Below are 20716 nucleotides of genomic sequence, written 5' to 3' on the forward strand. Positions count from 1 at the left end.
ACGCCCCCAACCCCAACGCGAGGGCGAAGCCGAGCCGTGCAGGAAACCGGCCCGCTGCCGCGGGATCGCCGACAGGGTCGGCTCCCACCAGGGCCCCACCACCTTCACTTCACCGGATGCTGCTCGACCACCTTGTCCACATGCCATGTCACGCGCGACGCGTCCTCGGGGGCTTCCTTCGCGTGCACCTCGGTGATCTTCAGCAGGTATTCGTTGCCCGGTTGCCAGTCGAAACCCTCGATCGGCACGTAGGTCACCTGCCAGGCATCCGTGGCTTCTTCGCGGTACTGGAAGCACTCCGTCTTCATGACGCCGTTCGTGCACGGCGCCTTCATCGCGGCGACGTACAACAGGCGGGAACGCGAACCGTGATCCGCTGGCGCCGTGGCGCAGGCGGCCAGGCTCAAGGCGATGGCGGCAAGGAAGGCTAGGCGCATGGCATGGGTCCGCATATGTCGACAGGGCCATGGATAACAGCATGCCCATCGATACCGCGTGATGCGAAAACGACGAAGGCCGGATCGCTCCGGCCTTCGTTCACGTTCCATCGCGCTGGCGGTCAGACCGTCATCGGGTTCGGCTTGTCCATGTCGAGCTTGTATTCCTTGATGGCGCGGCTGACGTCCTTGGCGTTGACCTTGCCGTCCTTCGCCAGGGCGGCGAGGGCCGCATGTGCGATCCAGTAGCGGTCCACCTCGAAGTGGCTGCGCAGGTTCGCCCGCGTGTCGCTGCGGCCGAAGCCGTCGGTGCCGAGCACCGTGTAACGCATGCCGTCCGGCATGAAGGCGCGGATCTGGTCGGCGAATTCGCGGACATAGTCGGTGGCGGCGATGGCGGGGCCCTGGCGGTCCGCAAGCAAGCCGGTGACGTACGGCACGCGCTGCGGGCTTTCCGGGTGAAGCCGGTTCCAGCGCTCGGCGTCGAAACCTTCACGGCGAACCTCCGAGAAGCTCGGCACCGACCAGATGTCCGACGTCACGCCGAAATCCTTCTCCAGCAATTCGGCGGCCGCGATCACCTCGCGCAGGATCGTGCCCGATCCCATCAGCTGCACGCGCGGCTCGTTCTTCTTCGCCTTGCCACCGTCCTTGAACAGGTACATGCCCTTGACGATGCCTTCCTCGCTGCCCTTGGGCAGGTCGGGATGGGCATAGTTCTCGTTCATCACGGTGATGTAGTAGTAGACGTCTTCCTGCTCCTGCATCATGCGGCGCGTGCCGTCCTGCAGGATCACCGCCAGCTCGTAGGAGAAGGTCGGATCGTAGGAGATGACATTCGGGATGGCGCCGGAAAGCAGGTGCGAATGGCCGTCCTCGTGCTGCAGGCCCTCGCCGTTGAGCGTGGTGCGCCCCGAGGTGCCACCGATGAGGAAGCCGCGCGCACGCATGTCGCCCGCCGCCCAGCACAGGTCGCCGATGCGCTGGAAACCGAACATCGAGTAATAGATGAAGAACGGCAGCATCGGCACGTTGCTGATGCTGTAGCTCGTGGCCGCGGCGAGCCAGGCGCTCATGCCGCCGGCTTCGCTGATGCCTTCCTGCAGCACCTGGCCCTTCTGGTCCTCGCGGTAGTACAGCAGCTGGTCGGCATCCTGCGGACGGTATTTCTGGCCGAACGGCGCATAGATGCCGATCTGGCGGAACATGCCTTCCATGCCGAACGTACGGGCTTCGTCGGCCACGATCGGCACGAGGCGAGGACCGAGTTCCTTGTCGCGCAGCATGAGGTTCATGCCACGGACCAGGGCCATGGTCGTGGAGATCTCGCGATCGCCGGTGCCCTTGGTGATCTGCTCGAACGCCTCGAGGGTGGGCGCCTTGAACGACTGGTCGGCCTTGCGGCGACGCTGCGGCAACGAACCGCCCAGCGCGCGGCGGCGTTCCAGCATGTACTGCACTTCCTCCGAGTCCTTGCCCGGATGGTAGTACGGCACCTCGTCCAGCTTGTCGTCGGGCACGGGGATGTTGAAACGATCGCGGAACGCGCGAATCGCATCGGTATCCATCTTCTTCTGGTTGTGCGCGGGGTTCTGCGACTCGCCCGCGGCGCCCATGCCGTAGCCCTTCACCGTCTTGGCGAGGACGACGGTCGGCATGCCCTTGGTGTTCACCGCCGCGTGGTAAGCCGCATAGACCTTGTGCGGGTCGTGGCCGCCACGGTTCAGGCGCCAGATGTCGTCGTCGGACATGTTGGCCACCAGCGCGGCCGTCTCCGGGTACTTGCCGAAGAACTTCTCGCGCGTGTACGCGCCGCCGAACGCCTTGCACGCCTGGTATTCACCGTCGACGGTTTCCATCATCAGCTGGCGCAGCTTGCCGGTGGTGTCGCGGGCCAGGAGCGGATCCCAATAGCTGCCCCAGACGACCTTGATCGCGTTCCAGCCGGCACCACGGAAGACACCTTCCAGTTCCTGGATGATCTTGCCGTTGCCGCGCACGGGACCGTCGAGGCGCTGCAGGTTGCAGTTGATGACGAAGATGAGGTTGTCGAGGCCCTCGCGGCCGGCCAGCGAGATCGCGCCGAGCGATTCCGGCTCGTCCGACTCGCCGTCACCCATGAAGCACCAGATCTTGCGGTCGCTCTTAGGGATCAGGCCGCGATGTTCGAGGTACTTCCAGAACTGCGCCTGGTAGATCGCCTGGATGGGACCGAGGCCCATCGACACGGTCGGCACCTGCCAGTAGTCCGGCATCAGGTAGGGATGCGGGTAGGACGAGAGGCCACGGCCCTTGCCTTCCACTTCCATGCGGAAGAGGTCGAGCTGGTCTTCACCGATACGGCCTTCGAGGAAGGAGCGCGCGTAGACGCCCGGCGCCGAATGGCCCTGGTGGAACACCAGGTCGCCCGGGTGGTCGGCGCTCGGGGCGCGCCAGAAATGGTTGAAGCCCACGTCGTACAGCGTGGCCGACGAGGCGAAGCTGGAGATGTGGCCGCCGAGGTCGCCGGGCTTGCGGTTGGCGCGCACGACGGTGGCCAGGGCGTTCCAGCGGATCAGCGAGCGGATGCGCCATTCGATCGCGGCATCGCCCGGGCTGCGCGCTTCCATGTGCGGCGGGATGGTGTTGACGTACTCCGTGGTCGGGTCGAACGGCAGGTAGCCGCCGGCGCGACGGGTGGAGTCGACCATGCGCTCCAGCAGGTAATGCGCGCGCTCGGTGCCATCGTGGTTGATGACGGCGTTGAGCGACTCGACCCATTCACGGGTTTCGGTGGGGTCGAGGTCCTGGTGAAGGATATCGTCGATCTGGTCCATGGATGCTCCGCTCGCGCGTGACGCGCGCTCATGGGGACTGAAGAAGGCCGCTGGGGTGGCGGGAAAACCTTTCCATGATAACTCAAGGTTTCCGCATACGCGGTGGTATGGGGGGTTGGGATCGCCCCCGTATCCACCGACATCCAGACCGATCAATCAGTTACGACCGTCCGTGGCTTCCCCGCCCGGATCTGCGCCTCGACACAGGCCACCGAGGTCATGTTGACCACCCGGCGTACCGTGGCCTGAGGCGTGAGGATGTGGGCCGGCTTGGCCACGCCCATCAGGATCGGGCCGATGACCACTCCGTCGCAGAGCACGCGGACCATGTTGTACGCGGTGTTGGCGGCGTCGAGATTGGGGAAGACGAAGACGTTGGCCTTACCTTCCAGGCGCGAGTTCGGGAAGATCCGCTCGCGCAATTCCGGTGTCAGGGCCACGTCCGCCTGCATTTCGCCCTCGACCTCGAGCCGGGGGACTTTCTCCCGGATGATTTTCAGCGCGTCGCGCATCTTGCGGGCGCTCCGCGTCTCGCGGCCACCGAAATTCGAGTGCGAGAGCAGCGCGATCTTCGGCTGGATGCCGAACAGCTTCAGGCGGATGGATGCCTGCAGGGTCGCCTCGGCGACCTGCTCCGCGCTGGGGTCGTCCTGCACATAGGTGTCGAGGAAGAAGAACGTGCCCTTCTCGGTCGCCACGGCAGCCATCGCCGACGCCTCGGCGATGCCGTCGTCCAGGCCGATGATGTTGGTGATGTATTCGAGCTTGCTGTGATACGTGCCCACCAGCCCGCAGATCATGGCGTCGGCTTCGCCACGCTCGACCATCAGCGCGGCGATCACGGTCGGCCGCGAACGCACCACCGCCTTCGCGGAGGCGGGAGTCACGCCCTGGCGTTCCATGATCGAGTGATAGAGGCGCCAGTAGTCCTCGAATCGCGGATCGGAATGGATGTTGCACATCTCGAAGTCGACGCCCGGCTTCAAGCGCAGGCCCGCGCGCGCGATTCGGCGCTCGATGACGTCCGGCCGTCCCACCAGGATCGGCCTGGCCAGGCCCTCGTCCACCACCGTCTGCACGGCGCGCAGCACGGTCTCTTCCTCCCCCTCGGCGTACACCACGCGTTTGGGATCGGCCTTGGCACGGTCGAACACGGGCTTCATCAGCAGGCCCGTGCGGAAGACGAAACTGGTCAGTTTCTCGATGTAGGCGGGGAAATCCTCGATGGGCCGCGCGGCCACGCCGGAATCCATCGCCGCCCGGGCGATGGCCGGTGGCAACTGGATCAGGAGACGCGGATCGAACGGCTGCGGGATAAGGTATTCCGGCCCGAAGCTCGGCGGCTTGCCGCCATAGGCGCGCGCGCTCACATCGGAGGCCTCGCGCCGCGCCAGCTCCGCGATCGCCTTCACGCAGGCGACCTTCATCTGCTCGTTGATCACCGTCGCGCCGACATCCAGCGCGCCACGGAACAGGTACGGGAAGCACAAGGCGTTGTTGACCTGGTTCGGATAGTCCGAGCGACCCGTCGCCATGATGCAATCCGGGCGCACGGCCTTCGCATCCTCCGGAAGGATCTCCGGATTGGGATTGGCCAGCGCGAAGATGATCGGCCGCGCGGCCATCGTGGCGACCATCTCCGGCTTCAGGATGCCACCGGCGGAAAGACCCAGGAAGATGTCGGCACCCTCGACGATCTCGGCCAGCGTGCGCTTGTCGGTGTCGCGCGCATAACGCTGCTTGTCCGGGTCCAGGTCCGTGCGGCCGGTGTGCAGGACGCCGTCCCGATCGAACGCGAGGATGTTTTCCTTCCTCATGCCCAGCGTCACCAGCATGTCGACGCAGGAGATGCCCGCGGCGCCCATGCCGGTGGTGGCGAGCTTCACGTCCTCGATCTTCTTGCCGGTGACCAGCAGCGCGTTGATGACGGCGGCACCGACGATGATCGCGGTGCCGTGCTGGTCGTCGTGGAAGACCGGGATCTTCATCCGCTCGCGCAGCTTGCGCTCGACGATGAAGCACTCCGGTGCCTTGATGTCCTCGAGGTTGATGCCGCCGAAGGTCGGCTCGAGGCTGGCGATGATCTCCACCAGCTTGTCCGGGTCCGCCTCGTCGATCTCGATGTCGAACACGTCGATGCCGGCGAATTTCTGGAACAGCACGCCCTTGCCTTCCATCACCGGCTTGCTGGCCAGCGCGCCGATGTTGCCGAGCCCCAGCACCGCCGTGCCGTTGGAGATCACCGCGACCAGGTTGGATCGCGCCGTGAGTTCGGCGGCCTCACCGGGATCGGCGACGATGGCATCGCACGCGGCGGCCACGCCGGGCGAATACGCGAGCGAGAGATCGCGCTGCGTCAGCAGCGAGGTGGTCGGCGTAACCTTGATCTTGCCCGGTCGGGGAAGGCGGTGATATTCGAGAGCGGCTTGCCTCAGTTCCTCGGAGATGGCCATGGGATCCTGTGGGACGTAACGGGAAAAAGGAAGGCGGACGCGGCGGCGGCACCGCGACGTAAGCGGTCATGTTAGCACCGCGCCACGCGGTCTCCGCCGTCAGCGGTGTGTTGCATTGCGACAAGCAGTGATACCGATTCCGACCTATCGGCGGCATGCAAGCCTGCATTGCCCGGCCGTGCGCCTGCGTACGCTCGGTGGCCTTTCGTCATGCAGGGATCGCCATGCTTCGCCTCACGTTCGTTCGCGCCACGCTCGCGGGTGCCGTCCTTTGCATGCCCACGGCCGGATGGGCCATGGCGGACGTCTCGACGCTCGCGGAGCTCAGGAAGCAGCTGGCTCGCCTGCCGATGGACGGCGGAACGTCGACATCCGTGTATCTCCCGCTGGGCGACGGCCGGCACGGCCTGTTTCGTGTGCGCGACTCGAAGACGCTGCCGCCCGCGTTGGCGGCGAAGTTTCCCGGCTTGCGCAGTTTTCGCGGCATCGACGCCGATGGAAGGACGGTCCGGCTCGACCTTTCGCCGGGTGGCGTGAGGATGAGCGTGCGGGACGGACCGCACGAATGGACGACACGCGCACGCACGGCGGCGGAATGGCGTGCGTTGCCGGCACACGATGCCGGCACGGCCTCGTTCGCGGTCATGGCCGCGGACGGCCTTTCCCTGCCACGTCCCGTCGCCGGGGATCGCTCCGCCTCGCGAGGGGGCGGCATACGTTATGACTTCCGCATCGCGGTGGCTGCCAGCAGCCGCTACGCGGCTCATTTCGGCGGCACGACGAAGGGAGCCCTCGCGGAAATCGTCCACGTGGTGAACCAGGCGAACGAGGTGTTCGAGACCGACGTGGGCGTGCATTTCACCCTGGTCGCGGACAACGACAGGCTGATCCGTCCCCGGCCGTCCCGCGATCCTTTCAGGCACGAAGATCCCGGTCCCGCGGCCGCCAACCTGATCGACCGGGAAATCGGTGCGGGAACCTACGATATCGGCCATGCCCTTACCGACTACACCGGCGGAGAAAGCCATGTCGGCACGTCTTGCAGCGATGCCCGCGACGCCGATTTCCTGGCCACGCACAAAGCGGCCGCCTGGAGCGGACACGCCCATCCCGAGACCGCCACCTCCGAAGCCGTCGGCTTCATGATCCATGTCCTCGGCCGCCAGCTGGGCGCCTGGCCGACGGCCGGTGGATGCCCCGACGCCACGCTCGAGGGCCGGGCGTTCGAACCGGGCAGCGGCAGCACCGCGATGGGCTTCGCACCGTCCGCCTGTGGACACGACGGTCCGCTCCAGGCGCACGCCGACCGTTACTTCCACGCGGCCAACCTGGAGCAGATGCAGGACTGGCTGGCATCGCGCGGAGGCGGCTGTGCGTTCCGGTGGATCAACCCCGCCAGCGCGGCATGGATCGACCCAGCCTCGCTGGCCGGGCAAGCGGTCATCCCCGCACGCACGCCGTTCGTTCTCGACGCGCGGGCCGAGCCGGTCACGGAGGGCCGGCGATTGAGCTACGCGTGGGATCAGATGGACGCCGCCATCGGCCGTCGCGACGTGCTGGCTGGGCACGACGACGGGCCTCTTTTCCGTTCGTTCCCACCCACGCCGACCGGACGAAGGGTGTTCCCCAGGATGGCGGTGGTGCTCGGCGACGAACCGGCCGGACCCGGCGAGGCATATCCAACAGCCACGCGCTCGCTCGACTTCCGCCTCACGGTCCGCGACAACGGCGGCGAGGCATCGACGGTCGCCCATGCCGACACGCGCCTGCTGGTCGTCGATACCGGCAGGCCGTTCGCGGTGCTCGACGATGGCTCCTCGCCAGCCGCATTCGCCGGACAATCCATGGCCCTGCGCTGGGATGTCGCCGACACGGACCTGGCACCGATTTCCTGCCACTTCGTATCGATCGATCTCTCGCTCGACGACGGCCGCACATGGCTGACGCCGGCACTCGCCGTCGACGAGCCCAACGATGGCGAGGCGTGGTTCCCATTGCCGCCGGATGCAACCAGCGAGCGGGCACGCCTGCGGGTGGGCTGTGACTGGCGTCCGTTCTTCGCCGTCTCGCCTCGGTCCTTCGCCATCCGGCGTGTCGCAAGCCACTGACGCGCCGGACAGGAATAAGCCTACAGATCGCGGTGTGGCAATCAGGTTTCATGAGTCGCCCGACGACGTCGGCTGCCTCCCCGAAAGGATTCCCCATGCGCAAGTACCGCCCCCTGCCCCTCGCCATCATCACCCTCTTGGCTACCGTCGCCGTCGACGATGCCCTGGCACGCGAACTGTGGAGCGACGCCCCGACGCCGCTCGTCGCCAGCGCCGCGCGCACCGCCACCACGCAGCCCACGAAATTCCGGCGCGTCACGCTGGATACCGACGCACTGGCCGAGATCAACCGCGCGTCACGTGGTTCCGCGCGGCGTGTCGTCGCACTGCCCTTGCCGGGCGGTGGCACGACCGACTTCGAACTCGAAGACTCCGCCGTGCTGCCGCCCGGGCTCGCCGCGCGCTTTCCCGCCCTTGGCAGCCTGAAGGGCCACGACGGCGACGGCCGCCGGGTAAGGCTCGACATCACGGCCGGCGGTCTGTACGCCTCGGTCCGCGACCGCGAGGGCGACTGGATGGTCCAGCCGGAAGCAGCGGGCAGGCAGACAGGGCGCTCGTCGGCTCGCTCGCATATCGTCTTCCGCCGCGCCGACACGCCAACCACCCAGAGACAAGAGCATGGCGAGATGATCGACGCCATGGCGGCGTTGCCGCGGGCGGCCACGGCCCGTGGCAGCGCCACCGCCGTCCTGCGTACGTTCCGCATCGCGATGTCGGCTACCCACTCCTACACGAAACACATGGGCGGCACGGTCGAAGACGGCCTTGCCGGCATCGTCCGCACCGTCAACCGGATCAACGAGATTTTCGAGAACGACCTCGGCGTGCACCTCGTGCTCGCCGAGGGAAACGACCGGCTCGTGTTCACCGCGGCCAGTGCCGATCCCTTCTCCAAGGTGGCCGGAAACGACTGGAAGATGGCACTGCACAACGTGAAGGTCGTCCAGGACGTGATCGGCAAGGACGCTTTCGACGTCGGGCATGTCATGGACGGACAGCGGGATGCCGGGGTGGCCGGGGCCATCGGCAATACCTGCCTGCCATGGTCCGGCAAGCACGCGGAACGCCAGTATTCCAAGGCGGCGGGCATGACAGGGAGCACGCGCCCCTTCGAGGATGCATTCCACGTGGACTTCGTCGCCCACGAACTCGGCCATCAGTTCGGCGCACGGCATACGTTCAACGGTTGCAACAAGGATGCCCGGGACGAGGGCAGCGCCGTCGCTCCCGGCAGCGGCTCGACCGTGATGGGCTACGCCGGCATTTGCGGCTCGCACGACCTCCAGCCGCGCAGCGATCCCTACTTCCATGGCACCAGCATCGACCAGGTCCAGACATGGCTCGCAAGTGCCGGGGGGACTTGTGCCAAGGCCCGCGTGAACACGTCGCCCGCACCCTTGCTGGACACCCAGGGCTGGCACCGCCCGATGGTCGTGCCCGCACGCACCCCGTTCCGGCTCACCGGGCTGGCCCGGTTCGCCGACCCGGCGGCTCGCATGACCTATACCTTCGAGCAAATGGACCTCGGCGACGTGCAGGAGAAGGAAGACACCCTTGCGGATACCGGCTCCGGGCCGTTGTTCCGCTCACGAACGCCACATACGGAAGGTGAGCAGACCTTTCCTTCGATGTCCGTCCTGCTTGGCGAGGAACCCGCCGGACGCGGTGACGCGTTTCCCGAGACTTCCCGCGAGCTCCACTTTCGCCTGACCGCCAGGGACAACCGGGATTTCCGCTCCCATGTCGTCTCCGCGGATCGCACCGTACGCGTCGTCGACACTGGCAAGCCGTTCGAGGTGACCTTGCCGAAGGCGGGGGCCGCTCTTCAGCGTGGCAAGGCGCGGCAGGTTCGATGGGAGGTGGCCGGTACCGTCGACGCCCCGGTCTCGTGTAGCCGGGTACAGATCGACCTCTCGCTCGATGGAGGACGCAACTTCCTGGATGTATCGCTGGCGGACGCGGTGCCGAACAAGGGCCGGGCGACCATCACGATACCCCAGAGCGTGCCCACGTCGCGCCACGCACGCTTGCGCGTAGGCTGCGCCGATGGTCGGTTCTTCGCCCTGTCTCCCGGCGAACTCATCCTTCGCTAGCCGGATATCAAAGGCCGAGCGAGATTTCCTCGGCCTCGACACCCGCCATGTGGATGTGATTCACGAACAGCGAGAAAGCGAGTTTTCCGGCAAGCCCGTGCACGTGCTGCATCCATGGCGGCAGGTAACGTGGAACGACGATGTCTCCGCTTTCGAAATGGGCTTCGAGGCTCATGACATCGTGCAACGCGAGCTTTCCCGCGAAGAGGTTGCGCAGGAGGTCCAGACGTCGCTGGCGCAGCGCCCAGCGGAAAAACGTGTGCACCGCGAGCAAGCCGCTCAGGTACACGTTGTCTTTGGCGAACGCCGATCCACCCGTGAGCGGTACGCCACGAAAGACACGTTGCGTCGAGTGGAAACTGTCCGCCACGTTTTGCCCACAACGGCGGAAATAGCGGAACACCTCGACGAAATCGGCACCGTTGAGGGCCATGTCGATAGCGAGGATGCGCAGGCTGATGCGTTTCAAGCGCGATATGTCGATCGCTCCCGACATCAGCTCGGCGAAGACAGCCAACCCTTCCTGCGTCGCCGTCACTCGTGGCGACGTGCGTGCCAGCGACGCGAGCACCGGTTGCTCGCGTCCGTTCAAGGCGGTCAACGAATGAACGAAGGCCTCGTGCGCGAGCAACTGGTGGCGGTCGTATTCAGTGAAGTGCATGCCACCACGAAGGCGGATCCGCGTGGCACCCGCCGCGGCCTTCGCCGTGAGCTCGGGGTCGACCTCCACGGAAATGGTGCCCGGAGCGAAGAAGGCGTCCAGCCGCTCCGACATGTCCCGCCGCAGTTCCTCGGCGGGAATGCTGCCCGTTGCGTCTTCCGTGTCCAGGTCGGCGCCCAGTTCGTCCGCCAGGTTCACGAAGTACCGGGCCGCGTCCAGGTTGCTCCGGTTGCTGCCCGGAATGGCGTCTCCGGGCTTGCCGTAGAGCGCGATGGACGCTTCGGTGACGCCATGTGTGCCGGCCGCCTCCAGCATGAGGGTGGCGATCCGCCAGGATTCGGCCGTGCGCCGCAGGTATTCGGCGATGGGATGATCCTCGTCGACCTCCGCCTCGATCGCCTCGAGTTCCGCCCGGGTCTCGCCGAGATCCGGCGGGCGGTAGCGAATGTCGGGGATCGACAGGCGTCCGGCGCCGAACTCCGCGATCAGGCGCTCTTCCACCGATGCGGGCCAGGAGATCGTGGCCAGGATACGAATGGCGCGGACCGCGGCGAGGAGGCGCTGGTCGAGCGTCGCGTAACGCCGCATCTCGGCCGAAAGGTGGGATGGGGCGACGTAAGCATGCATGGGGCCGGATTATAGGCCGATCGGCCCATCGGCCCCACCGGGCGGGTCAACGCGACGAGATGTATTTTTCGCGACGGATCTGCTGGACGGCCAGCCCATGCTCCTTGAGGGCGGCGAACGCGGCGTCGACCATGTTCGGGTTGCCGCAGAGGTAGGCGATGTCGGTTTCACCGGATGGCTCCAGTTCGGCCAGCATGTCCTGCACATAGCCCAGGCGGTCGTGCGGCCTTGGATTCGGCCGGGCGCCGCGCGACAGGCATGGGTGGAAGGTGAAGCCCTCGTGGGTCCGGGCGAAGGCCTCGAACTCCTCCCCATAGAGCAGTTCCCCTTCGTTGCGTGCGCCGTAGAGGAGCACGAACCGGCAGCCCCGGCTGGCCATCAGGGCTTCCATCTGGGGCAGCATGGCGCGGTACGGGGTCACGCCGGTACCGGTCGCGATCAGGATATAGCGCTGGTTCCGGTCCGCCTCCATCAGGCAGAAACGGCCGTACGGACCGCTGGCGTCGATCGTGCCACCCTGCTCCAGCTCGCCCAGCAGCCTGGTCGCGGCGCCTCCGTCGACATAACTCACCGCTATCTCGATCCGCTCCACCGGGCCGCTGCCGTCGCCCACGGTGCCGACCGAATAGCTGCGCTTGGTCGGCTTGCCGTCGTCGTAGTGGAAGTGCACCTGGAGGAACTGGCCCGGTACGAAGGCCAGCGGCTGGCCGTCCACCCGCTCGAAGGACAGGTGCCGCACGGTGGGCGCGAGCATGAAGCTGTCGGCGAGGCGGAGCTGGAATTGTTCGGCCATGGAAAGTCTCTGTTGACGCCGGGGAACGAGGCGACCCGGCAAAGCCCGGTATAATAGGCGGCTTGTCATCCCGGCGCAGCCCATGACCACTCCCGCATTACACGTCAACGATTTACGCAAGACCTACGGCAACGGCGTGGAAGCCCTCAAGGGCATCTCCCTCACCGTCCAGCCGGGCGATTTCTTCGCCCTGCTCGGGCCCAACGGCGCCGGAAAGTCCACCCTGATCGGCATCCTGTCCTCCCTCGTGAACGCCTCGTCGGGCGATGCCGAGATATTCGGGGTGTCCATCCACAAGAATCGCAGCGAAGCCATGCGGCTGATCGGCCTGGTCCCCCAGGAGATCAATTTCAACCAGTTCGAGAAACCCTTCGATATCTGCGTGAACCAGGCCGGGTTCTACGGCATCGGCCGCGCCGAAGCGTCGGTCCGCGCGGAGAAGTACCTGAAGGAACTCCGCCTGTGGGACAAGGCGCATCACCAGGCACGGATGCTTTCCGGCGGCATGAAGCGCCGCCTGATGATCGCCCGCGCCATGATGAACGAGCCGAAGCTGCTGATCCTCGACGAGCCGACCGCGGGCGTCGACATCGAGATCCGTCGTTCGATGTGGCAGTTCGTCAGCGGTATCAATGCCGCCGGCACCACGGTGATCCTCACCACGCATTACCTCGAGGAAGCGGAGCAGCTCTGCCGCAACATCGCGATCATCGACCATGGACGCATCGTGCAGAACACCACCATGAAGAGCCTGCTCGCCACGCTCGATGTGGAAACCTTCGTTCTGGACGTGTCGAGCGTGCCCGCCTCGCTGCCGGTCCTGCCCGGCGTCGTCCTGCGCGCCATGGACGACCACACCATCGAAGCCGAAATGTCCCGCGCACACGACCTCAACTCCCTGTTCGCCGCGCTGTCGACGCATGGCGTGACCGTCACCTCCATGCGCAACAAGGCCAACCGCCTCGAGGAACTATTCGTCCGCCTCGTCGAGCATGGCCGGGAGAACGTGGCATGAGCGGCTCGACCAACCTCGTCGCCCTGGGCACCATCGTCCGTCGCGAAATCATGCGCATCATGCGCATCTGGACGCAGACACTGATTCCGCCGGCCATCACGATGACGCTGTACTTCGTCATCTTCGGCAAGCTGATCGGCAGCCGCATCGGCCAGATGCATGGCTTCACCTACATGCAATACATCGTGCCCGGCCTGGTCATGATGAGCATCATCACCAACAGCTACGGCAACATCTCCTCGTCGTTCTTCGGCGCCAAGTTCGGCCGCTTCGTGGAGGAAATGCTCGTATCGCCGATGCCCAACTGGGTCATCCTGCTCGGCTACGTGATCGGCGCGGTCACCCGCGGCGTCATCGTCGGCGCCCTCGTGCTGGTCATCGCGTTGTTCTTCACCGACCTGCACGTGGCCCATCCCATCACCACCTTCCTCTCGGTCGTGCTGGGTGCCACCGTATTTTCGCTCGCCGGCTTCGTCAATGCGGTGTTCGCCAAGAAGTTCGACGACATCGCCCTGGTGCCGACCTTCGTGCTCACGCCCCTGACCTATCTCGGCGGCGTGTTCTACTCGGTGGACCTGCTCGGCGAACCGTGGCGCAGCATCTCGCTGGTCAACCCCATCCTGTACATGGTGAACGCCTTCCGCTTCGGCGTACTGGGCGTCAGCGACGTACCCATCGTCACGGCCTTCGTGGTGATGCTCGTGTTCGTCGTGGGCTTGTCCGCGATCGCGCTGCGCCTGCTCAGCCGCGGCGTGGGCCTGCGCTCCTAGGCGCATGCGGGTCAACAAGTACATCAGCGAAGCGGGAATCTGTTCGCGCCGCGAGGCCGACGAACTGCTCGTCGCCGGCCGGGTCACGATCAACGACGAGGTCGTCGGCATGGGCGCCAAGGCGCTCGATGGCGACGTCGTGAAGGTGGACGGCGAAGTGGTGGTGGCGCGCACCCTCGTCGCCAGCCCGGTCAAGAGCCGTGGCGTGTACATCGCCTTGAACAAGCCCGTGGGAATCACCTGCACGACGGATACCACGGTCGATGGCAACATCGTCGACTTCGTCGATCACCCGCAGCGCATCTTTCCCATCGGGCGGCTCGACAAGGATTCGGAAGGCCTGATCCTGCTGACCAGCAACGGCGACATCGTCAACGAGATCCTGCGCGCGGAGAACCACCACGAGAAGGAATACCTCGTCGCGGTCAACAAGGCCGTGACGGACGAATTCCTCAAGGGAATGGCCAAGGGCGTGCGTATCCACGGCCAGATGACCAGGCCCTGCAAGGTCCGGAAGATCGCGAAGTTCGGCTTCGCGATCGTTCTCACGCAGGGCCTCAACCGGCAGATTCGCCTGATGGCGGCCGAATTCGGCTATCGCGTGACCCAACTGCGCCGGGTGCGCGTCATCAACGTGAAGCTCGGACACCTCAAGCCGGGACAATGGCGAAACCTTACCGAGGCCGAACTTCGCGGCCTTCTGCCGCAACGTACACAATGGTGATCGGCCGCGGCCGGCCCGGCCGGCATCGCGCCGGACGGAGCCGCGCATGCGCGGGCGTGCGATCATACGTCCCATGAATGATTTCCAGCAGATGCCCCTGTCTCCCGCCCTCCTGGCCGCCGTGGAGAACCTGGGCTATACATCGATGACCCCGATCCAGAGGGAAAGCCTTCCGCCCATCCTCGAAGGGCGCGACGTCATCGCACAGGCCCGCACCGGCAGCGGCAAGACCGCCGCCTTCGGGCTCGGCCTGCTCCAACGCATCGACGTACAGCAGATCCGCTTGCAGGCACTCGTCCTGTGCCCCACCCGTGAACTCGCGGACCAGGTCAGCAAATCGATTCGCCGCCTGGCGACGAACCTGCCCAACGTCAAGTTGCTGACCCTGTGCGGCGGCATGCCGCTCGGCCCCCAACTGGCCTCGCTGGAACACGATCCACACATCGTCGTCGGCACGCCGGGTCGCGTGCAGGAACACCTCAAGCGCGGCAGCCTGCATGGTGGAGGCATCAAGGTGCTGGTACTGGACGAGGCCGATCGCATGCTCGACATGGGCTTCGAGGAAGCCATCGACGACATCGTCAAGCGAATCGCGAAGCATCACCAGACCTTGCTCTTTTCGGCAACCTATCCGGATGCCATCCGCTCAGTGAGTGGCCGGGTGCAGCACGATCCGGTAACCGTCACCGTCGAGGAATCGCACGACGAAACCACGATCGAGCAGCGCGCGGTGGAGGTCGAACCTGCCGTCAAGGCCGATGTGCTCACGCGCATCCTCACCCAGGAGAAGCCCGAGGCGACCCTCGTGTTCTGCAACATGCGCAAGGACACCGAAGCCGTGGCGGCGGAACTCGATCGCCGCGGTTTTTCCGCGCTTGCCCTGCATGGCGATCTCGAACAACGCGATCGTGACGAGGTCCTCGTCCGTTTCGCCAACCGGAGTTGCTCGGTCCTCGTCGCCACCGACGTGGCGGCCCGCGGACTGGATATCGCGAACCTGCCGCTGGTGGTCAGTTACGACGTGGCCCACGATCCCGATACGCACACACACCGTATCGGCCGTACCGGTCGCGCAGGAGCGACTGGCCTGGCGATCGTCCTGGCCAGCTCGCGTGAACTGGGCAAGCTTCGCCAGATCGAAGACCGCCTCGGTGGCCCGCTCGTTCGTTACCCGGCCAAGCCGGCAAACGAAGCCCGCAAGGTGCTGAATCTCGCGCCCATGAAAACGCTCGTCGTCGACGGCGGCCGCAAGGACAAGATGCGACCGGGCGATATCCTTGGTGCGCTTACAGGCGATGCGGGCCTCGATGCCAAGGACATCGGCAAGATCGACGTCTTCGCCACCCGTGCCTACGTCGCCATTCGCCGTGACCTCGCCAACAAGGCCCTCGAACGGTTGCGCGCAGGCAAGATCAAGGGCCGTAACTTCAGGGTGCGCGCCCTGGCCTAGATATCGCTCAGGGCCGCCTGCAAACCGAGGCCGACGAGGAATCGTCGTCGAGGGGATCTTCCAGGTCCGGTGACGTGCTCGCCGCGGGTGCCGAGAACATGGTGACGAGGTCGTCGACGACGGCTTGGCGGGCCTCGCGAAGCGCCGCCCATGCCGGCGTCCGCAAGCCATCCTGATTCGCCCCGAAAACATAGTTCACATGGACTTCCGAGCCCGTTTCGACGGCGAACCGGCGCAGCGCCGGGTCGCATGACTCACACGGTTGCTTGCTGACGAAGCCGAGCAGATGACCGGCCGGTGCGACGGTTCCTTCGTGAATATCCCGGATGATCGCCTGGAGCACCTTGATCTCGGCATCGTTGCCGCGATTGGGGCCGTTCGGACGGCCGGGTTGCGGCAGGACCTCGGAGCCTTCGGTAGCCGTCGCGACCATCGCGAACGTGACCACATCGTCCTGCTTGAAGTACTCGCTGTCCGGCTCGGAGGGAGCGACCAACCCCGGCTCCCCCGGGTCGATGTACGTCCTGAATCCTCTTCCCGAAGCGGCGAGATAGGTCCGGGTGAACGGCACTCCTTCCACGACGTAACGGTATTCGAAATGAGCGAATGTCGCCCTGCGCAATTGCTGTTGAAATCGTGAGAGCGCCCGCACGGACACATAGCCCCCATGGTCCCTGGACGCGTCGACGAGCCAACCCGCCATGGCGTTCGCATAGTGGTTCATGGCGACGCCGATCCATGTCTGCATCATGTGGTCGTCGTCCTGGTCGATCGACAGCAATGTCACGCCACCCTGAGGGAGATCCTTGGCCCAGCATGGATATCCCGCGGCCGACACGCCGATGAATACCACGGCGAACACGGTCGTGATCCGGCGCCGGACGGTCATGCTCATGGCCGCCTCCCACAGGAAAGTCGCAAGGCGCGCTTGGATGCGCCGAAAGCATCACGGTAGGACACATCCCCCTCCACCAGGAGTTGGCCGGCCACCTTCGCCTGCACCACCTCGATACGCGTGACCTCCGCGACGGCATCGGGCCGGCGTATACCGATCCATCCCTGACGGCTGCTGCGCAAGGGCGCCGCCATGCGCTGCGCAAGACTGACGTTCCCATTCGCTTCATCAGGGATCGAGGCAAGTTCCCGCACCAGTTCGTGCGCGTACCACACATGGACGGCCCTGTCCGTCGCATCGTCGAAGCACAGTGGCCGCCGGTCGAAAGCGCCCATGCCTGCGTGCCCGGGGTCATGCCTGCCGTCATCCAGGCAGGGCTCGTGCTCGAACGGAAGGCGCTGCCGGTACGCCGCGGCGATGCGCCCCAGCCGTAGCGCTGCCGGCAGCTGACGAAAACCGTAGGCACTCGTCGAGCCGGCATCCCACGCCGCCAGGGCGCCGTCGAGGAACTGGATCAGATAGTGGAAATCGTGCGCTTGCATGAACTCGCCTCCCACGAATCGATCGAGCACGTCGTGGCGAAGACCTCGGGTTTTCCACAGGGAAGACGGTGTCGCCGCCAGCTTCGCCCGCAGCAATTGCGCGGCGAGCGCGTAGTTCGCCGTCATCGCCGGATGCTCCAGGCCCTGGCTACGGATAGCCTGGGCGTAGATATCCGGTTCGATGCCGGCTTTCACGATGCTCCACGCACCCGGGAGGTAGCGGAATTCCGCCGGCATCCTGAAGGTCTCGTTCGATATCCGGGCCTTCGTGAAACCGAGATCCCATACCTTCATGTCATGGAGATCGCGCACATTCACGGGATGTTCCGGTGTCGATACGCTTTCGATGGCGCGCCGCGTGGGTGCGTCCGGCGAGGGAAGCGGTGACCGTTGGATGTTCGCGTAGGGTGAAGAGGGCCTATCGAGAACGTAGCGCGCGTAGGATTCGTCGTTGCCGCTGCTAAGGTATGCGTAACCGCCGCCCTCCCGCGAGTACTCGCGGATGAGCGCGGTCATCGGATCGGTGGCAAGCGTCGTCGCGCCGGCGACCCGTGCCATCGGGCAAATGGCGATCGCGAGGGCGGCGATGCCGCGTCCCGGTTTCAAGAGCACGGGATCGAATGCGGCGAAGACGGATGCCGGATATGGCATCCGAGGGAGCGACAGGGACATGGCGATTCCTTTCATGCACGGCCGTCCGCGCAGGTGGCCTCACATTCGAGCAAGACCGCTTGTCACATGCCATCAGGCAAGCCCTGGAGAGCCTCCATCCCGGGCAGCAAAGCGTGTCGGTCGTCACCGGCCTTTCGCGACGGTCATGTACCTCGCGGCTTGGCGCGATGGGTCGCCACCGCGGTCCACGGATCGTCGGGCCAGGGGTGTTTCGGATAGCGCCCCTTCAGTTCCTTCCTGACTTCCGGGTAGGTACGATTCCAGAACCCTGCGAGGTCCTGCGTGACCTGGATCGGGCGTCCCGCCGGCGATAACAGATGCAGCATCACCGGCACGCGTCCGTCGCCCACCTGAGGCGTGTCGGACAGGCCGAACAGTTCCTGCAGCTTCACGGCGAGTACCGGCGGTGCACCCGGATCGTCATCGCGCGTGCCATACACGAGCCGGCGGCTCATGCCGCTGGGTACCTTGAGCTCTTCCGGCGCATGTGCGTCGAGGGCGCGGCGCTGCTCGTAGTCGAGCATCGATGACAAGGCTTCCGACAATTCGGCGGCCTGCACGGCTTCGATCCGCCGCTTGCCGCCGAGGTACGGTGAAAGCCAGGCATCGACCGTGCGCGTCAACGCGTCGTCGGATACGTCGGGCAAGCCCAGTTCCGGACGCCACGCACGCAATGCTCCGATCCGCGCGCGCAGGCGCAGGGCCTGCTCGCTCCACGGCAACGCAGCCACGCCGCGCGCCCGTATCGCTGCCAACAGCGCAGGTAGCGCATCGGCACCCGTGACAGGAATGGCCTTGCGCGAAATCAGCAACGCGTCGAAACGACGTTCCTCGAAACCTTCGGCGATTTGCCGCGCGTCATCCCAGCGCAGGACGCGTTCGGTGACGAACCGGTCCGCATGGTCGCGTTCGAGCACGTCGGGGTCGAAAGGCGCGGCGGCGAAGACGAGACTGTCACGGGCATCCAGGCGCAGGTCCAGCACCACGAGCCAAGGTTCGCCATGCAAGGCACTCGCTTCGTGCAAGCGCGCGCCGCGGCCGTTGGCCAGCTGGTAGCGCATCGGCTGCGAGTCATCACGACGCGCGACCCGATCGGGATAGGCATGAACGAGCAGATCGCCAATCGCGTGCGCGTTGGGGACTCCGCTAGCGGCCGTGCGTGCGCCGAGCCGTCGGCGCCATCCGGAGGAAGCCTTCTCGATGGCCGCAAGCGCGCCCACGTCGGCGGAGCCGGCGCGCGCCGCGCGGGCGCCGCCATCACGCCAGAGATGCAGGGCCGCCAGGCGCTGGCGAAAATCGTCCGAGCGACCGTATTCGCCTCGCAGGGGCGATCTCGCCTCGACGAGGGCCAGCAAGTCCGCGACCAATGCCCTGTGTTCGGGCGCCGCCCGCAACGCCGCGGCCGCCAGGCGTGGCGCCGCGCCCAGGACCAGCATCTCGCGGCCCAGGCCGGTGATGGTGGAGGCTTCGTCCAGCGCCCCGAGGCGGCGCAGCAGGTCACGCGCCTGGCCCATCGCGCCGGCCGGTGGCGCATCGAGCCATGGCAATTCATCGGTGCCCCAACCGGCTAGCTCGAGGGCGAGGCCGGAAAGTTCGGTATGTTCGATCTCCGCCGTCCGGGACGGGTCCAGGCGCTGGCTCTGCGGCCACAACCGGTACGCGACGCCCTCGGCGACACGGCCGGCGCGACCCGCGCGCTGGTCGGCGGAAGCCTGCGAGATGCTCACCGTTTCCAGGCGTGCAAAGCCGGAGGGCGGATCGAAGCGTGGTTCGCGTGCAAGGCCCGAATCGACGACCGCGCGAATCCCGGGCAAGGTCACGCTGGACTCGGCCACGTTGGTTGCAAGGACGACACGACGCGTACCCGCATCGGCCGGCGCCAACGCCAGTTGCTGTTCGGCCAGGGAGAGCTCTCCGTGAAGGGCGACGATCTCCGCGCCTTCGACCTGCCGCTCGAGCATCGCACGCGCGCGCTCGATCTCGCGGCGCCCGGGCAGGAAGGCGAGCACGTCGCCATCGACCTCCCGAAGCGCCTGCGACACGACGCGCGCCAGGTGCTGCTCCATCGTCTCCTGCGTGCGCACCGGCGGATACTCGATACGTACGGGGAAACTGCGCCCCGGGCTGCTGAGCCTTGGCGCATCGAGCCATTGCGCGATGCGCTCGCCGTCCAGCGTCGCCGACATCACCAACAGGCGCAAGTCCGGCCGCAGGCTCGCCTGCACGTCCAGCGCGAGCGCCGCACCGAGATCCCCCGCGAGATGACGTTCGTGGAACTCATCGAAGACGACGGCACGGACGCCGTCCAGGGTTGGATCGTCCTGGATCATCCGGCCCAGGATGCCCTCGGTGACGACCTCGATGCGGGTACGCGGGCCGACGCGGGACTCGAAACGGATACGGTAGCCCACCGTTTCGCCGACATCTTCACCGAGTTGCCTCGCCATGAACGACGCAGCCGCCCGGGCCGCGATCCGTCGCGGCTCGAGCATGACGATACGACCGCCGGCCAGCCATGGCGCATGCAGCAACGCCAACGGCACCTGGGTGGTCTTGCCGGCACCGGGCGGTGCCTCCAGTACGAGACGTGGCCGCTCCGCCAGCGAGGCCACGATCTCAGGGAGCAGCGGGGAGATGGGAAAGACAGGACTCATGTACCG

The 20716-nt window shown here is 66.1% G+C and carries 14 protein-coding genes; 6 read left to right on the forward strand and 8 right to left on the reverse strand.

The genetic code is table 11. The features are described from left to right. Nucleotides 1–104: 104 nt before the first annotated feature. From ACR9Y6_RS13290 to ACR9Y6_RS13300, 3 genes are all read right to left on the reverse strand, one after another. Nucleotides 105–437, reverse strand: coding sequence for a DUF4377 domain-containing protein (locus ACR9Y6_RS13290; protein ID WP_481281708.1), 333 nt, complete (start codon nucleotides 435–437; stop codon nucleotides 105–107). Between the two features lie 122 nt (nucleotides 438–559). Continuing rightward, complete coding sequence (gene aceE / locus ACR9Y6_RS13295) at nucleotides 560–3253, reverse strand: pyruvate dehydrogenase (acetyl-transferring), homodimeric type (protein ID WP_481281709.1); 2694 nt, start codon at nucleotides 3251–3253, stop codon at nucleotides 560–562. A 152-nt stretch (nucleotides 3254–3405) separates the two neighbouring features. Further along, a complete protein-coding gene (locus tag ACR9Y6_RS13300; protein ID WP_481281710.1) occupies nucleotides 3406–5706 on the reverse strand; it encodes an NADP-dependent malic enzyme in 2301 nt (766 codons plus the stop codon). Nucleotides 5707–5930: 224 nt separating this feature from the next. Between ACR9Y6_RS13300 and ACR9Y6_RS13305 the strand changes: the two genes are divergently transcribed. Both ACR9Y6_RS13305 and ACR9Y6_RS13310 read left to right on the forward strand, forming a co-directional pair. Then, nucleotides 5931–7814, forward strand: coding sequence for a reprolysin-like metallopeptidase (locus tag ACR9Y6_RS13305; RefSeq protein WP_481281711.1), 1884 nt, complete (start codon nucleotides 5931–5933; stop codon nucleotides 7812–7814). Nucleotides 7815–7909: 95 nt separating this feature from the next. After that, complete coding sequence (locus tag ACR9Y6_RS13310) at nucleotides 7910–9907, forward strand: reprolysin-like metallopeptidase (RefSeq protein ID WP_481281712.1); 1998 nt, start codon at nucleotides 7910–7912, stop codon at nucleotides 9905–9907. Between the two features lie 7 nt (nucleotides 9908–9914). Here the strand turns inward: ACR9Y6_RS13310 and ACR9Y6_RS13315 are convergent, their stop codons facing one another. Both ACR9Y6_RS13315 and ACR9Y6_RS13320 read right to left on the reverse strand, forming a co-directional pair. Next, on the reverse strand, nucleotides 9915–11195 hold the full coding sequence (locus ACR9Y6_RS13315) for a peptidase MATCAP family protein (RefSeq protein WP_481281713.1): 1281 nt from the start codon (nucleotides 11193–11195) through the stop codon (nucleotides 9915–9917). A 46-nt stretch (nucleotides 11196–11241) separates the two neighbouring features. Further along, entirely contained in the window at nucleotides 11242–11988 is a 747-nt protein-coding gene (locus ACR9Y6_RS13320; protein WP_481281714.1) for an FAD-binding oxidoreductase, read from the reverse strand. 82 nt (nucleotides 11989–12070) lie between these two features. Here ACR9Y6_RS13320 and ACR9Y6_RS13325 point away from each other — a divergent pair, with 82 nt between their 5' ends. From ACR9Y6_RS13325 to dbpA, 4 genes are all read left to right on the forward strand, one after another. Further along, nucleotides 12071–13003, forward strand: coding sequence for an ABC transporter ATP-binding protein (locus ACR9Y6_RS13325; protein ID WP_481281715.1), 933 nt, complete (start codon nucleotides 12071–12073; stop codon nucleotides 13001–13003). Beyond that, nucleotides 13000–13773 (forward strand): ABC transporter permease, encoded by a 774-nt coding sequence (locus ACR9Y6_RS13330; protein ID WP_481281716.1) that lies wholly within the window; start codon nucleotides 13000–13002, stop codon nucleotides 13771–13773. Before ACR9Y6_RS13325 ends, ACR9Y6_RS13330 begins: the two co-directional genes overlap by 4 nt. Nucleotides 13774–13777: 4 nt before the next feature. Next, nucleotides 13778–14497: a pseudouridine synthase gene (locus tag ACR9Y6_RS13335; protein ID WP_481281717.1), complete on the forward strand. Its 720-nt coding sequence runs from the start codon at nucleotides 13778–13780 to the stop codon at nucleotides 14495–14497. Between the two features lie 73 nt (nucleotides 14498–14570). Further along, nucleotides 14571–15947, forward strand: coding sequence for an ATP-dependent RNA helicase DbpA (gene dbpA / locus ACR9Y6_RS13340; protein ID WP_481281718.1), 1377 nt, complete (start codon nucleotides 14571–14573; stop codon nucleotides 15945–15947). 7 nt (nucleotides 15948–15954) lie between these two features. Here dbpA and ACR9Y6_RS13345 read toward each other — a convergent pair whose 3' ends face one another. From ACR9Y6_RS13345 to hrpB, 3 genes are all read right to left on the reverse strand, one after another. After that, the gene (locus ACR9Y6_RS13345; protein WP_481281719.1) at nucleotides 15955–16842 is read right to left on the reverse strand and encodes a hypothetical protein; all 888 of its coding nucleotides are present in this window, start codon (nucleotides 16840–16842) and stop codon (nucleotides 15955–15957) included. Continuing rightward, the gene (locus ACR9Y6_RS13350) at nucleotides 16839–18056 is read right to left on the reverse strand and encodes a hypothetical protein (RefSeq protein WP_481281720.1); all 1218 of its coding nucleotides are present in this window, start codon (nucleotides 18054–18056) and stop codon (nucleotides 16839–16841) included. Before ACR9Y6_RS13350 ends, ACR9Y6_RS13345 begins: the two co-directional genes overlap by 4 nt. Before the next feature lie 143 nt (nucleotides 18057–18199). Then, the gene (hrpB, locus tag ACR9Y6_RS13355; protein ID WP_481281721.1) at nucleotides 18200–20710 is read right to left on the reverse strand and encodes an ATP-dependent helicase HrpB; all 2511 of its coding nucleotides are present in this window, start codon (nucleotides 20708–20710) and stop codon (nucleotides 18200–18202) included. Between the last annotated feature and the right edge of the window lie 6 nt (nucleotides 20711–20716).

Source organism: Luteibacter sp. TLI7-4A, from assembly GCF_056754745.1.